15 protein-coding genes are annotated in these 13,187 nt (G+C 70.4%); 5 read left to right on the forward strand and 10 right to left on the reverse strand.

The annotated features are described in order from the left end of the window. Positions 1–201: 201 nt before the first annotated feature. The 5 genes from ABT288_RS04715 to ABT288_RS04735 all read right to left on the reverse strand — a co-directional run bounded on the left by ABT288_RS04715 (position 202) and on the right by ABT288_RS04735 (position 4,966). On the reverse strand, positions 202–801 hold the full coding sequence (locus ABT288_RS04715) for an acyltransferase (protein ID WP_351602758.1): 600 nt from the start codon (positions 799–801) through the stop codon (positions 202–204). Further along, positions 798–1,691 (reverse strand): dTDP-4-dehydrorhamnose reductase, encoded by an 894-nt coding sequence (rfbD, locus tag ABT288_RS04720; RefSeq protein WP_351602760.1) that lies wholly within the window; start codon positions 1,689–1,691, stop codon positions 798–800. The genes ABT288_RS04715 and rfbD overlap by 4 nt, the downstream gene beginning before the upstream one ends. Before the next feature lie 38 nt (positions 1,692–1,729). Then, positions 1,730–2,749: a dTDP-glucose 4,6-dehydratase gene (gene rfbB, locus ABT288_RS04725; RefSeq protein WP_351602762.1), complete on the reverse strand. Its 1,020-nt coding sequence runs from the start codon at positions 2,747–2,749 to the stop codon at positions 1,730–1,732. Further along, positions 2,746–3,813 (reverse strand): glucose-1-phosphate thymidylyltransferase, encoded by a 1,068-nt coding sequence (locus tag ABT288_RS04730; protein ID WP_351602764.1) that lies wholly within the window; start codon positions 3,811–3,813, stop codon positions 2,746–2,748. Before ABT288_RS04730 ends, rfbB begins: the two co-directional genes overlap by 4 nt. Positions 3,814–4,018: 205 nt before the next feature. Further along, the gene (locus tag ABT288_RS04735; protein WP_351602766.1) at positions 4,019–4,966 is read right to left on the reverse strand and encodes a DMT family transporter; all 948 of its coding nucleotides are present in this window, start codon (positions 4,964–4,966) and stop codon (positions 4,019–4,021) included. Positions 4,967–5,179: 213 nt separating this feature from the next. On the opposite strand from ABT288_RS04735, the gene ABT288_RS04740 reads away from it, so the two are divergent. The 3 genes from ABT288_RS04740 (at position 5,180) to ABT288_RS04750 (ending at position 7,862) form a co-directional block, all read left to right on the forward strand. After that, the gene (locus ABT288_RS04740) at positions 5,180–5,923 is read left to right on the forward strand and encodes an FAD binding domain-containing protein (protein ID WP_351602768.1); all 744 of its coding nucleotides are present in this window, start codon (positions 5,180–5,182) and stop codon (positions 5,921–5,923) included. Positions 5,924–6,657: 734 nt separating this feature from the next. Further along, positions 6,658–7,191 carry a sensor histidine kinase gene (locus ABT288_RS04745; RefSeq protein WP_351602770.1) on the forward strand — a complete coding sequence of 178 codons (534 nt, stop codon included), beginning with the start codon at positions 6,658–6,660 and terminating at the stop codon, positions 7,189–7,191. Next, entirely contained in the window at positions 7,188–7,862 is a 675-nt protein-coding gene (locus ABT288_RS04750) for a response regulator (protein WP_351602772.1), read from the forward strand. The genes ABT288_RS04745 and ABT288_RS04750 overlap by 4 nt, the downstream gene beginning before the upstream one ends. A 46-nt stretch (positions 7,863–7,908) precedes the next feature. Here the strand turns inward: ABT288_RS04750 and ABT288_RS04755 are convergent, their stop codons facing one another. From ABT288_RS04755 to ABT288_RS04770, 4 genes are all read right to left on the reverse strand, one after another. After that, positions 7,909–8,676 carry a DUF899 domain-containing protein gene (locus ABT288_RS04755; protein ID WP_351602774.1) on the reverse strand — a complete coding sequence of 256 codons (768 nt, stop codon included), beginning with the start codon at positions 8,674–8,676 and terminating at the stop codon, positions 7,909–7,911. Between the two features lie 66 nt (positions 8,677–8,742). Further along, on the reverse strand, positions 8,743–9,408 hold the full coding sequence (locus tag ABT288_RS04760; RefSeq protein ID WP_351602776.1) for a copper chaperone: 666 nt from the start codon (positions 9,406–9,408) through the stop codon (positions 8,743–8,745). Positions 9,409–9,447: 39 nt separating this feature from the next. Then, positions 9,448–9,798 (reverse strand): ArsR/SmtB family transcription factor, encoded by a 351-nt coding sequence (locus ABT288_RS04765; protein WP_351602778.1) that lies wholly within the window; start codon positions 9,796–9,798, stop codon positions 9,448–9,450. Next, positions 9,785–10,219: an SRPBCC domain-containing protein gene (locus tag ABT288_RS04770; protein WP_351602780.1), complete on the reverse strand. Its 435-nt coding sequence runs from the start codon at positions 10,217–10,219 to the stop codon at positions 9,785–9,787. The genes ABT288_RS04765 and ABT288_RS04770 overlap by 14 nt, the downstream gene beginning before the upstream one ends. A 414-nt stretch (positions 10,220–10,633) precedes the next feature. On the opposite strand from ABT288_RS04770, the gene ABT288_RS04775 reads away from it, so the two are divergent. Continuing rightward, positions 10,634–11,158: a hypothetical protein gene (locus ABT288_RS04775; protein ID WP_351602782.1), complete on the forward strand. Its 525-nt coding sequence runs from the start codon at positions 10,634–10,636 to the stop codon at positions 11,156–11,158. A gap of 444 nt (positions 11,159–11,602) precedes the next feature. On the opposite strand, the gene ABT288_RS04780 is transcribed toward ABT288_RS04775, so the two are convergent. Then, positions 11,603–12,295: a DUF899 domain-containing protein gene (locus ABT288_RS04780; RefSeq protein WP_351602784.1), complete on the reverse strand. Its 693-nt coding sequence runs from the start codon at positions 12,293–12,295 to the stop codon at positions 11,603–11,605. A 299-nt stretch (positions 12,296–12,594) separates the two neighbouring features. Here ABT288_RS04780 and ABT288_RS04785 point away from each other — a divergent pair, with 299 nt between their 5' ends. Continuing rightward, on the forward strand, positions 12,595–13,176 hold the full coding sequence (locus tag ABT288_RS04785) for a hypothetical protein (RefSeq protein WP_351602786.1): 582 nt from the start codon (positions 12,595–12,597) through the stop codon (positions 13,174–13,176). Positions 13,177–13,187: the final 11 nt, after the last annotated feature.

The following is a 13,187-nucleotide window of genomic DNA, read 5'->3' on the forward strand; positions in this document are numbered from 1 at the left end:
ATAACGTCAGACGTCAGGCGACGGAGCGGTCGTCACTCCTCGCTTCAGACACAGGTATCCCCACCCGGTAACCCCCCCTGGGCACAGGTATGTGTGCGCTAACTGTGCCCGTCCTGCACAGTTCGCACACATGTTATGCCTGCGCGTGTTCGAGGATCGGTGTTTTGGGAGAATCGGACGTCATACGCGCTCGACGAGACGTCATGAGCGCTCGACGAGTTCGCCGTCCTTCTCGTCGTACAGTGCCCCCGTCTCGGGGCACTCCCATCCGCCCGGCTCGCCCTTCCGCTCGACCAGTCGCACGCCGGCCCGGCCGACCCAGCCGATCCGGCGCGCCGGAACGCCGGCCACGAGCGCGAAGTCCGGCACGTCCTTCGTCACCACGGCACCCGCCGCCACCAGGGCCCAGCGACCGACACGCACCGGCGCCACGCACACCGAACGGGCCCCCAGGGACGCTCCCTCGCCCACCACCACCGCCACCGGCTCCCAGTCGCCGCCGCGCTTGAGACGGCCCCGCGGGTCCACCGAACGGGGGAAGTAGTCGTTGGTCAGCACCGCCGCCGGGCCGACGAACGCGCCGTCACCGAGCACCGCGGGTTCGTAGACCAACGCGTAGTTCTGGAGCTTCACGTTGTCGCCGATCCGCACCCCCGGGCCGACATACGCTCCCCGCCCCACGATGCACCCGCTGCCCAGCCGGGCGTCCTCCCGGATCTGGGCCAGGTCCCAGACCGTCGTCCCGTCACCGATCGTGGCCGTCTCGTCGACCTGAGCGGTCGGCTGGATCCTGAAGTTCACCGGGCTGAACCCTTCTTCTCGTCGAGCAGAGCGGGAAAAGCCGCCCGCAGCGCCTCGCGCCAGGGACGGATCGGTTCGATCCCGGTCCGGCGCCAGCGGTCGTGCCCCAGGACGCTGTACGCGGGGCGGGGAGCGGGCCGTGCGAAGGCCGTGCTGGTGGTCGGCCGTACCCGGCCGGGATCCGCGCCGAGCAGCCGGAAGATCTCCCGGGCCAGGCCGAACCAAGTCGTCTCCCCGGCGCTGGTGCCGTGGTAGACCCCGCCGGGCGCGGAACCGGCCAGGGCGGCACGCCCCAGCCGTACGAGCCGGTCCGCGAGGTCCGCCGCCCACGTGGGCTGTCCGCGCTGGTCGTCGACCACGTCGACGGTGTCCCTGACCGACTCCAGCCTGATCATCGTGTCGACGAAGTTGCCGCCGCCGGCCCCGTACAACCAGGCAGAACGCACGACGTACCCCGTGTCCGGGAGCGCCGCCAGCACCGCCTGTTCCCCCGCCAGCTTGGTACGTCCGTAGGCGCTGCGCGGTGCCGTCGGGGCGTCCTCGGGATACGGGCCGGTGCCGTCGCCCGCGAACACGTAGTCCGTCGAGACCTGGATCAGCCTGGCGCCCGTCCTGGCGCACGCCTCGGCGAGGTGCCGGGGCCCGTCGCCGTTGACCCGCAGGGCGTCCGCCTCGTGCTCCTCGGCGTCGTCAACGGCCGTCCACGCGGCGCAGTTGAGCACGATCCGGGGCCGGTGCGCGCCGATCGCGTCGTGCACGGTGCCGGCGTCCGTGATGTCGAGACCGCCCCGGGCCAGGCCGACGGCCTCCTCGCCTTCCCCGCGCAGCCGCGCGAGGACATCCTGCCCGAGCATTCCGGCGGCGCCGGTGATCAGCCAAGTGGTGCTCATGGTCCCCTGTTCGTCGTCGAAAGGGTGTGGATACGGCACTAGAGCGCCGCTCGCTCCTTCAGCGGCTCCCACCAGGCGCGGTTCTCGCGGTACCAAGTGACCGTCTCCGCAAGGCCGGTGGCGAAATCCTTGCGGGGCTCGTAGCCGAGTTCGCCGCGGATCTTCGCGCAGTCCACGGAGTAACGGCGGTCGTGCCCCTTCCGGTCGGCGACATGCTCGACGCTGGTGTCCCAGTCCGCGCCGCAGGCCTCCAGCAGCAGTGCGGTCAGCTCCTTGTTGGTCAGCTCGGTGCCGCCGCCGATGTTGTAGACCTCACCGGCGCGCCCCTTGGTGCGCACCAGCTCGATGCCCTGGACGTGGTCGTCGATGTGCAGCCAGTCGCGGATGTTGCCGCCGTCGCCGTACAGCGGGACCTTCTTCCCGTCCAGCAGGTTCGTGATGAACAGCGGGATGACCTTCTCGGGGAAGTGATGGTGCCCGTAGTTGTTGGAGCAGCGGGTCACCCGCACGTCGAGGCCGTGGGTGCGGTGGTGGGCGAGGGCCATCAGGTCGCCTGCCGCCTTGGAGGCGGCGTACGGGGAGTTGGGGCGCAGCGGGTCCGTCTCCGGCCAGGAGCCGAAGTCGATGGAGCCGTACACCTCGTCGGTGGAGATGTGCACGAAGGTCTTCGCACCTCCGTGCCGCAGCGCCGCGTCCAGCAGGGTCTGCGTGCCCAGGACATTGGTCCGGACGAACTCGGCGGCGCCCAGGATCGAGCGGTCCACATGCGACTCGGCGGCGAAGTGGACCACCTGGTCGTGCGTCGCGAGGAGCTCGTCGGCCAGCGCGGCGTCACAGATGTCACCGTGGACGAAGGCGAATCCGGGGTGATCGCGCACCTCGTCGAGATTGGCCGGGTTGCCCGCGTAGGTGAGCCTGTCCAGCACCGTGACCGCCACATCACCCGGGCCGGCCGGACCGAGGAGTGTGCGGACGTAGTGCGAGCCGATGAAACCGGCACCGCCGGTCACCAGAATCCGGGTCGGGTGGGTCGGAGTGGGAAAGGCGGGAGCCGTCATGACGCAATCTGCACCTTGCTGTGGTCGCCGAGGACGAGACGGTGTGCGGCGGGCTTGCGGGGCGCGGGAGTCACCTCGACGTTGCGTCCGATGAGGGAGGCCTCCACCCGCCGGACCCCGCTCACCGAGGAGTCCCGCAGCACGATCGAGTACTCGATCTCGCTGTCGTCGATCCGGCAGTCCCCGGCTATCGAGGTGAAGGGGCCGACGTACGAGTCGGTGATCACGGTGTTCGCGCCGACGACCACCGGTCCCACGATCCGGCTGCCGGTGACCTTCGCCCCGGGTTCGATCCGCACCCGGCCGATGATCTCGCTGTCGTCGTCGACCGTGCCGTCGATCCGGCGCTCCAGGGTCTCCAGGACCGAGCGGTTGACCTCGAGCATGTCCGTGACGTTCCCGGTGTCCTTCCAGTACCCGGAGATGGTCGTGGACCGCACATCGCATCCCGCGTCGATCAGCCACTGGATCGCGTCGGTGATCTCCAACTCGCCGCGTCCGGACGGCTGGATGGAGCGCACGGCCTCATGGATCGCCGACGAGAACAGGTACACGCCGACCAGCGCCAGCTCGCTCTTGGGATGCCTCGGCTTCTCCTCCAGGCCGATCACCTGGCCCGCCGCGTCCAGTTCTGCCACCCCGAACGCGGTCGGGTCCGGCACCTTCGTCAACAGGATCTGCGCCTGCGGCCGTTCGGTGCGGAAGGCGTCCACCAGATCCGTGATGCCTCCGACGACGAAGTTGTCGCCGAGGTACATCACGAAGTCGTCGTCGCCCAGGAACTCACGGGCGATCAGCACCGCATGGGCCAGCCCCAGCGGCGCCGCCTGCGGGATGTAGGTGACGTCCAGTCCCCACGCGGAACCGTCCCCGACCGCATCCCGGATCTCCTCGGCGGTGTCCCCGACGATGATCCCCACCTGGGTGATGCCCGCCCCGGCGATCGCCTCCAGTCCGTAGAACAGCACCGGTTTGTTCGCGACCGGTACAAGTTGCTTCGCCGAAGTATGGGTTATGGGGCGCAATCGGGTACCTGAGCCACCAGACAACAAAAGTGCCTTCATGCATATCACCCTACTTACGCCGACTTGGTGACGGAGGGATTCCGGAAACCGGCGGGACCGCTCGCGCGGAGGAAGCCCCCGACGGCAAGGGGAACGCATGCGCAGAAGACGTGGCTCCCTCGGACGTGCCTGTACGGCTCTGACCACGAGCCTGCTGCTCTTGGCTCCTGGACGGGGGACTGGGGCCTACAGCCTGGATCTCCCGCTACCTGGAGCGCGCGGAGGCCGGCGAAGGAGCCGCCGCGGCCGGGGGATCGAGCTCCGCGGCCTCTCCGCCGGGAACGCCCCGCGGACGCAGGCCACCGACCAGGCCCAGGATCAGCACGGCGATGCCCAGCCACACCGACGGCCGCGGCGCGCCGCCGCCCGAGACGGCGCCGACGACCGCCGCGGCCAGCGGCGCGATGCCGGTGAGCAACCCCGCTCGCCCCGCTCCCACCGCGCGGACGGTCGAGTACCACAACACGAAGGCGACCGCCGTCACCATCAACGCCAGATAACCTGCGGCCGCCCACTGGGATCCGGACACCTCCCGTACGGCCGACGGCCCTTCCGTCGCCGTGCCGAGGACGGCCAGCAGCACACCGGCCAGCCACATCGCGTGCACGGACACCCCCCACGGCGAATGCCGCCGCAGGACCGGCACCGCGAGCAGCGTGAACGCGGCCTCGCAGCCCAGGGCCAGCGCCGCCCACGCCACCCCGACGGCATCGGTACGGCCCGTTCCCTCCACCAGTACCGCGCCCGCCATGACGACAGGCGCCGCCCACAGGACCTGCCGGCTCGGCCTGCGCCGCTCCAGCACCGGGCCCACCACCCCCAGAACCACCGGCACGCACGCGACCGCGACCGCGATCACCGCGGGCTCCGCATGGCCGACGCCCCGGACCACGGCCACGTTGAACAGCACCAGACCGGTGACCGCGATCCCGGCCAGCCACAACCACTCCCGGCCCCGCGGCCACACCAGCCGAGCACCGGCGATCCGGGCCATGACCAGCAGGATCACGGTCGCGGCCGCGTACCGGACCGCCTGGGTGGTGAACAGCGGGGCATCGACGAGCGTGCGCGAGACGCTCACGCTGCTGCCGACCAGCGCCATCCCGACCATGCCGGGGACGAGCTGGGCGAACGGAGCGGAAGGTGTGTCCATACCGCCCACGCTGCCCTCACCACGGACGTCATGGACAGGTCCACAAGGTCACCGGTGCAGGGGTCCAAAAGGGAGACGAGATCGCGCACGGTGTGCCCGCGTGAGCCCTGTACGCGCCCCCGCCCGGGCGAGAAGACTGCCCTGGCGAGGGCGGTTGGCCAGAACACCACTCACCGCCTTCGGTCAACTACGGAGGAAGGCAGGCCGGTCGCTGTGTTGTTGCGTCTCCCCACGTCGGTGTCCGAAGCGCAGGAGTACCTGGCCGAGGGGACCGTGCCGATCGGCGGGGCCACGCTCCTGTGGGCCACATGGCAGCGCGACGGATTCCCCGAACTGGCCATGTCCCTGCGGGAGTTGCCGGAGGCCAACGTCCTGGGACGGGAGACGGTGGGCGGAGCCGTGGTCCTGCACCGGGTGGACGACCGGGTGCCGGACGTGCTGCGCCTCGCGGCCGCCGCGGTGGGCACCGGGGCCGTGCGGCGGACGGCGACGGTCGGCGGCAACCTCGTCGGCAGCACACTGCGCTGTCTGCTGCCCGCGGCGATCGTCCTGGACGCCCGGGCGACGGTGCTGGAGACCGACGGCGTCCATGAGACGGACCTGGCCGAACTCGTGGCCAAGCGCCCCCTCCTGCTCAGCCTGCGCTGGCGTGCACCCATCGCCTGCGCGTATCGGAAACTGGCCGGCGAGGCAGGCGGACCGCCGCCCCTCGTCGTCGCCTCGGCGGTGCACGAGAACGGCGGCGATGGCGACGACGACGGCGACCGGCTGCGGGTCGCGGTGCGCGACGGTTATGACGTGCTCAGCGGCAGCACTCCGTGCGTCACGAACCCCGAGGAGGCCCTGCACGCGCTGCGCGCGACGGCCTTCGGAGACCTGCCGACCGCCGCGTGGGAGGTCGTACGCGCACAGGTCACCGGCTTGTTGGGTCGGGGGGACGTGGCTCAATATGGGTGATAACGGTGCACGGTGCACACGTAGGCGTAGGTGCCCGGGCCAGCCGGTGAGGAAGGCCAGGCCGCCTGCCAGGAGCAGCGTGGCGGGCAGGAGGCGTCCGGTGCGGGCGGGCCGGAGGGGGATGGTCAGGCAGCACCTGTGAACTCCGCGGCGAGCAGCAGGCCGAGGTGGCGCCCGTGCCGAGGCTCTCGGGGACGCACGGCCGGGTGCCGCCTGCCGCCGGTTCGATCACGGTGCCGGTGAAGGTGAGCGGTTCGCCGTCGAGCGCGTCGCCGCCCAGCGTGAGGTTGAGGGCGCACTCCTCGGGGTGCGGGGCGACGGTCAGGAGCGCCGCCCGTACGTCGGCGCGCCGGTGCAGGGTGGCCAACGGGCCGAACCGGTGGGTGAGTTCGGCGACGAAGCGGTCGCCGGTGGTCGCGTACGCGCCGGGCCGGCCGACTGCGACTCGGCCGGCCCGCCCCCGTCCAGCAGGTAGCGACAGGTGCCGAGGCGGAAGGCGTCGCCGAGCGCGCCAATGGCCCCGTACGCGCCCTGCAGCCCCGGCCCCACCGGACTCGCCGGTCTGTCGCCGCTCCTGACGCCACCACCGTGGGGGCTTCACCCGGGCGAGCGACGGCCACTTGACCCATGGCGCGAATAAGACCAACAATCGTTGGCGAAATAGCAGACGGCCACTCAGGAACGAGGGGCCGTATGACCGCGATGTCGCGGGGGCCCGGGAGGCCATCGCCCATGTGAAGTCCGCCAGCCGCAAGGCCCTTGGGGAACTGCGCGACACCGTCAGCCTGCTCAGGCAGCCCGGAGACCCCGTCGCCCCCACCGCGATCCCCGCGCCCGGCCTCGACGGACTCGACGAACTGCTCGCCTCGCTGCGCGCTTGCGGCCTGGACATCGACTGCCGGGTCCACGGCGGTGCCGTTCCGCTGGCGCCCGCGGCCGACCTCACCGCGTACCGCGTGATCCAGGAGTCGCTGACCAACGTTTACAAGCACTCCAGCCGGCGGCAGGCACGCCTGACACTGAGCTACGACCCCGACGAACTGCGCATCACCGTCGCCAACCTCTCGGGTGGCAGGACCGGGACCGACACGCACGGACCCGACAGCGGGCGCCCGCCGGCCGACCGGCACGGCATCGTCGGCATGCGCGAGAGGGTCCGCGCCCTCGGCGGCCGTTTCGCCGCGGGCCCGCGCCCGGACGGTACCTTCCAGGTGACGGCCGGCCTGCCCTGCCAGCCCCTCGGTCTCGCCCCGGAGCCCGCCCCGTGACCATCCGCGTAGCCATCGCCGACGACCAGCCCGTGGAGCGCACCGGTTTCAAGGCCCTGATCGAGCCGGCGCCCGACCTGGAGGTGGTGGGCGAGGCCGGTGAAGGGCGGGAGGCGGTACGGCTGGCCCAAGCCGCCCAGGCCGACCTGGTCCTGATGGACATCCGTATGCCCGTCCTGGACGGCCTCGCGGTGACCCGCCTGATCACCGGGGACGAGGACCTCGCCGGGGTGAAGGTGCTGATCCTGACCACCTTCGAGATCGACGAGTACGTCTTCGAGGCGCTTCGGTCCGGTCCCAGCGGCTTCCTGGCCAGGGGCGCCGACGCGGAGGAGCTGCTGCAGGCCATCCGCACAGTCAGCCGCGGCGACGCACTGCTGTCTCCCGCCGCGACCAGAACCCTCATCAGCCGCTTCCTCGCCACCCCGGCGGTGCCGGGTCCCCTGGACGGGGCGGCCCGCCGCGGGCTGGAGGCGCTCACCGACCGCGAACGGCAGATCACCGGGCTGGTGGCGACCGGGCTGTCCAACGACGAGATCGCCGCCCGGCTCGTGCTCAGCCCCGCAACGGTCAAGACCCACGTCAACCGCGCCATGGCCAAGGTCGGCGCCCGTGACCGTGCTCAACTCGTCGTCTTCGCCCACCGCAGCGGCCTGACCGAGTCGCCGTAGCGCCGGACGCCGGTGCAGGCCGCCCTCATGCTCCTCCGGTGCTCGCTCACTGGTTGTCGTACTCGTCGTGGCGGCGCCACCAGAAGCCGGTCTCGTTGCGGCCGAGGGGCGCGCGGTCGAGCCACTGGTACATGCCCCACAGGCCGTCGAGCCCGCGGGCGTACGCCGAGTAGGTGTGGTGGACGGCGCCGTCCTGCAGCGCGAACGCGCTCACGCCGGGGCCTTCCCGCCGGTAGGTCTCCCAGTCCGTGCCGACGATCGACTGGGTGAAGGCGTCGCGGGAGCTCTTCTCGGCGTCGGTCGCCGGGCGCAGGTCCTCCTCCCCGAAGTTGTACGCGACGAGTCCCGCTTCCCACTCCTCCTTGGTGTGCGCCACCCCGAAGTCGACGTTGAAGTCACTGCCGTGGGAGGACGCCCACGGGAAGGTCCAGCCCATCCGCTGCCGGTACGCGTGGAGCTTGGCGAGCGGGGCTCGCGAGATCGCCCAGAACATGACGTCGTGGTGGGCGAGATGGACCACGGAGCCGTTGAAGCCGTCGGCGATCGCCGAGCAGGAGGGGCATCCGGCGGTGTAGTCGGGCCCGAACATGAAGTGGTAGACGAGCAGTTGGGAACGTCCCCGGAACAGGTCGGCGAGCGACGCCGGTCCCTCGTCGGTCTCGAAGCGGTAGTCCTTGTCCACCCGGACCCAGGGCAGCTCCTGCCGTCGCCGGGCCAGTTCGTCACCGCGTCGGGTCAGCTCCTTCTCCGCCTCGAGCAGCTCCAGCCTCGCGGCGAGCCATTCCTCGCGTGTCCCCGTCTTGTGACCGGTCATTGCCTGTCTCCTTGGAATCGCTTCCTGTGCTGTCGTGCGTTGTCCCGCCTGTCCTGTCTCCTGTCGCTACGTCGTCGGTGGCGTGAGCCCCGGAACCAGCGAGGGCGCGACCACGCTCACGAGTCCGAGCCCGACGATCGTCAGCGCCGGCGGAACATCGATGGCGGTCTTCGCGGGCAGCAGCTTCTGGGCGGAGGCGAGGACGGCGACCAGCGACATCCACCACACGCTCATCACGCCCAGCGCGACCATCATCGCCATCAGCCCGATGCTCGAGCCGGCGCAGTAGAGTCCGAACCTCAGCCCGGAACCGGGAACCTCGTGGCAGCGTCGCCGGAAGTACCGCTTGACCGGCGTGAGCTCGTAGACGCCCGCAGTGATCACCACTGCGCCGGCGGCCGCCGGGCCGTGCGGACGGTCCAGCGTGTACGCCACGACACCTGCCAGTGCCCAGATGGTGAGGTAGGCCCCGGCGAACAGCGGGGCGCCGCGCAGTCCGCCGACCACGCGGACATGCCTCGCGAGAGCCGGGGCCGCGCCGGGCAGCATCATCGCCGCCACCATCGTCATCCAGGTCGCGGCAAAGGACCCGAACGACCCGGGCCTGGACGCGACGCCCATGTCCATGCCCTGCATCCGCCGGACCGCCGCCACCCAGCACACCGCGGCGAGCCCGAGCGTCACCCCCAGCACCATGGAAGGCGCGGCCGGGCGCCGGATTTCCAGCTTCACCGTCGGTTCTCCCTCCGGTGTGTCAGGCGGCGATCCCCGTCACGAGGATCCGCGCGCCTGCTCATCGAGGTGATCTTTCAGTGCACCGAGCGGGCTGTCCCAGTCGCGAGCCAGCGCGGCCAGGAACTGCTGCGCCACCTGCATCGGCGCGGACCGCAGCCGGTATCGCACCCGGCGCCGCTCACCCGGTTCGGCCCTCACCAGACCGGCTTCCGCCAGCAGGGCCAGGTGTTTGGCGATCGCCTGCCGAGTGATCGGCAACCGGCCGGCCAGGTCCGTGGCCGTGGCCGGCCCCCCCGAGGCCAGCGCGGCCAGGATGGCACGCCGGCTCGGGTCGGCCAGAGCGGCGAAGACCTGTTCGGCGATCGCCTCGATGTCAGGCTGCGGCATCGAGGTAGTCGACCAGTTCGCCCAGTTCGCGCGCCCAACCCTCGGTGTGGCCGTCGTACTCCTTGCGGTAGGTCTCGTCCGGGAGCTGGGCGAAGCCGGTCTCGACCACCGTCAGCCGGGTGCCGGTGCCGACCGGTTCGAGCGTGAACTCGACGTAGGTGCGGCGCGGATCGTCCTCGGGCAGTTCGGCCATGCGCCAGGTGAAACCGAACACCGTCGGCTCCTCCACCCGTTCCACCCGCATGTCGGCGGAGTGGCCACCCTCCCATTTCATCCAGGCCGCGCCGCCCGGGCGCAGATCGATCCCGGCCTCGTTGCCGAACCAGGCGCTCAGTCCCTCGGCCGTGGTGAGTGCCGCCCACACCTTGGCCGGCGGGTGCGCGATCTCGACGGTCCGCTCGATTCGATCGGGGAATGCCATGTCTGCCTCCACGTATATAGCAACCATCTGGTTGCCACCATATGGCAACCGATTGGTTGCGTCAACTGCATCGGCGCGAGTCCTGCAGGTGCTTTGACTTGCTGTGATCGACCCTGTCGCATCCGGGCGCTAACACGGCCCGACCCTTCCTGATGCAGCGACACGCCGTGTCCTGAGAGGTGAGCAGGCATCAGGAGATCAACCAAAAGGGCTAATGCCACATCAACCCGCTTTTCGCTCCAGCGACTTGACACCGCTTAACGCCCGGGGAGAGGTGGCGCGTGGCGCCAGAAATACCCCGATCGGCGCCTGGAACCGGTCATTCGATATGACCGGTATGACTGTTATAGGTACTTTTTGATCACGGCCGGCTGACGGGCCGGTATCTCTGAGACAGCAGACAGGAGAAGCGATATGAAGGTCCCCCGTTCCACCGTGGTCACCGCTGGTGTCGCGGCCGCCGCTGCTCTGGCCGCCACCGGCATCACCTACGCGTCGGCGGCCTCCGCCCCGGCGCCGGAGTCGGCTCCGGCCGCTGCCGCCGCGGCGCCTCTCGGCGGCGAGGCTGGGCAGGGCAAGGGCAACGAGGGCCGCGAGGGCCGCGAGGGCGGCCGCGGAGGCTGGGATTGGGGTCGGATCCAGATCAACGAGCGATCCTACTCCGCACGCCCCGGCGACTGCATCACCGTGATCAGCGGCCTGGGCGCGAAGACCCTGAACATCCGCAACGACAGCCACAAGGTGGTCGAGGTCTTCCGCGGGGCGGTCTGCGACAACGGCGCCCCCGTCGCCATCGTGGGCCCCCACAGCCAGAGCGACGGCGTCCGCGTCCACCGTACCGACGACATCCACGTCAAGGACGGCGTGGTCGGCAGCTTCCGCGTGGTCGGCCACGACGGCTGGGGCTGGGGCCGCAACGGAGAGGAAGGCGGAAGGTAGTCCCGAGCCCGCTGCATGACATGGAGCCCCGGCCTGCCGGAATCGGGCCGGGGCCCCAGCACTGACCATTGTCCGACAACACGGGCACCGGTCGCACCCTGCCGGAGCCGGACACCGGGCGCTGCTCGCCCACTGTCCGGGCGGCCTTCCTTTCGTTCACCGGCCGAACCGCCCGGTGATTCCCCGCCGAGCGCCTCCCGTCGGTACCTGTGCCGACGCCGTGCCCGCCGGCTTCCTTCCCGGAGTTTCCCTCCGCCGAACGGGTGAGCGAGGCACGAGACGAAGGCCACCGTACGCATGGTCGTGGCCCTGGACGCCGTCCTCGCCCCGACTGCCCGCAGCGGCACGGAAGCGCGATCACCCGGAGAAGACCGCGCCCATCGACCTCGCGATTCCCGCACGGCCCGGCAATCGCCGGGATCGGCCCATGGCCGGACGGCAGTCCTAGGTGTGCTGTCCCGGGCCATAGAGAACCGCGATGTCTTCGGAGGAGCTCCACCGGCTGTAGGTCGGATCTTGTGGCCAGCCGTCGGGCGAGTCCTGCCATTCCTCCTGTCGCCCGTATGGCAACACGTCGATCAGCGCGAAGGTGTGACTGAGCTGCTCGACGCCACGACCGTTGGTGTGCCAGGTCCGGTAGACGGTGTCGCCGTCACGCAGGAACACGTTGACCGCGAATCCCCCGCCGGGCGGTGCGCCGACGTCGCTGCCGAACGGGCTGTTCGCCGTGGAGTACCAGGGCATCCGGTTTCCGACTCGCTGCCGGTAGGCGAGTGCTTCGTCGATCGGCCCCTGGGTGACGATGACGAACCGGGCGTCATAGGCGTCCAGGAACTCCAGGCGGGTGAACTGCGACGTGAAGCCGGTGCAGCCCGGGCACTGCCACTGCTTGCCGGGGAACCACATGTGGTTGTAGACGATCAGCTGCCTCCTGCCTTCGAAGACATCCACCAGCCGGACCGGTCCCTTCTCGCCCTCAAGGGTGTACTCCGGCATGCGGACCATGGGCAGGCGGCGACGCTGGGCGGCGATCGCGTCCAGTTCTCGGGTCGCGTCCTTCTCCCGGACGCGCAGGGCATCCAGCTCTCGTTGCCAGGTTTCGGCGTCGACGACGGGCGGTAGTGCGTTGATGCTCATGGTCCCTTCCCTCACTGTCGGGTGCGCGGCTTGCGGTGTTCAGGTGTGGACCCCGACCGGCCGCCGAATTCATCGGTCACGGCCGGCTCCCGCAGCACGGTGGGGATAGGGCCCTCCCGGCATTGCCACCATGAGCGCGCCCCGGCCACCTCACGTGGGGCCGGGGATCGGACGCACGCCGGCAGGTGCCTGGCATGTACATGCTTTCCCCTGTGAGGTGCAACCATTGAGGGCGGTGCACCCAAAACGGCACAACGGCGGTTCGCCGGGCCATCAGCTGCCGGAAGGAACGGGCGAGGATGAGCGAGCAGAGAGACCCCACGGTCCCCGCCGGTATGAAGGCCGGCGCCTTCGTACCGGACGGTGCCGCACTGCACCGCCGCTACCGGCGGGTGCTACGGCAGCTCGGTCTGTGCGTGCTCGTGCTCGTGCCGTGGACCGTGTACCTGGCGGTGTCGCTGCCGGATCGCTTTGAGGCTCGGTACTGGCCCATGGTGTGGGTGGGCTTCGACGTGATGCTGCTGGTGTCGTTGGCCGGCGCGGGAGCGGCGGTGTGGCTGAGACGGCAGGCGATGGTCCCGCTGTCGTACGTGGCGGCCACACTCCTGATCTGCGATGCCTGGTTCGACGTCTCCTTGGACTGGGGTAGAGCGGATGTGTGGGCGAGTGCCGGCACGGCCGTACTGGTCGAGCTGCCCCTCGCCGTCCTGCTCATAGTGCGGGCGCGACGGGTGCTGAAGGTGTCGGCTCGGCTGGCCTGGCAGCGGCTCGGCCTGCCGGGAGAACCCCCAGCGCTGCACAGAATGCCGCTGTTCGTCGACTTCGACTTCGCATCGGCACCCGGCGACAGGACTGCCTCGGCAGAGACCGACGGCACCTGAGCTGCTCGGGT

The organism is Streptomyces sp. NPDC001093, assembly GCF_040298985.1.
Lineage (GTDB): Bacteria > Actinomycetota > Actinomycetes > Streptomycetales > Streptomycetaceae > Streptomyces.

Bases quoted from the DNA above. Each gene is read 5' to 3' on its own strand.
- rfbD (WP_351602760.1), bottom strand. From the start codon at position 1,691: ATGAGCACCACTTGGCTGATCACCGGCGCCGCCGGAATGCTCGGGCAG.
- ABT288_RS04765 (WP_351602778.1), bottom strand. From the start codon at position 9,798: ATGCCGCAGCCTGACATCGAGGCGATCGCCGAACAGGTCTTCGCCGCT.
- rfbB (WP_351602762.1), bottom strand. From the start codon at position 2,749: ATGACGGCTCCCGCCTTTCCCACTCCGACCCACCCGACCCGGATTCTG.
- ABT288_RS04755 (WP_351602774.1), bottom strand. From the start codon at position 8,676: ATGACCGGTCACAAGACGGGGACACGCGAGGAATGGCTCGCCGCGAGG.
- ABT288_RS04730 (WP_351602764.1), bottom strand. From the start codon at position 3,813: ATGAAGGCACTTTTGTTGTCTGGTGGCTCAGGTACCCGATTGCGCCCC.
- ABT288_RS04770 (WP_351602780.1), bottom strand. From the start codon at position 10,219: ATGGCATTCCCCGATCGAATCGAGCGGACCGTCGAGATCGCGCACCCG.
- ABT288_RS04775 (WP_351602782.1), top strand. From the start codon at position 10,634: ATGAAGGTCCCCCGTTCCACCGTGGTCACCGCTGGTGTCGCGGCCGCC.
- ABT288_RS04785 (WP_351602786.1), top strand. From the start codon at position 12,595: ATGAGCGAGCAGAGAGACCCCACGGTCCCCGCCGGTATGAAGGCCGGC.
- ABT288_RS04780 (WP_351602784.1), bottom strand. From the start codon at position 12,295: ATGAGCATCAACGCACTACCGCCCGTCGTCGACGCCGAAACCTGGCAA.
- ABT288_RS04735 (WP_351602766.1), bottom strand. From the start codon at position 4,966: ATGGACACACCTTCCGCTCCGTTCGCCCAGCTCGTCCCCGGCATGGTC.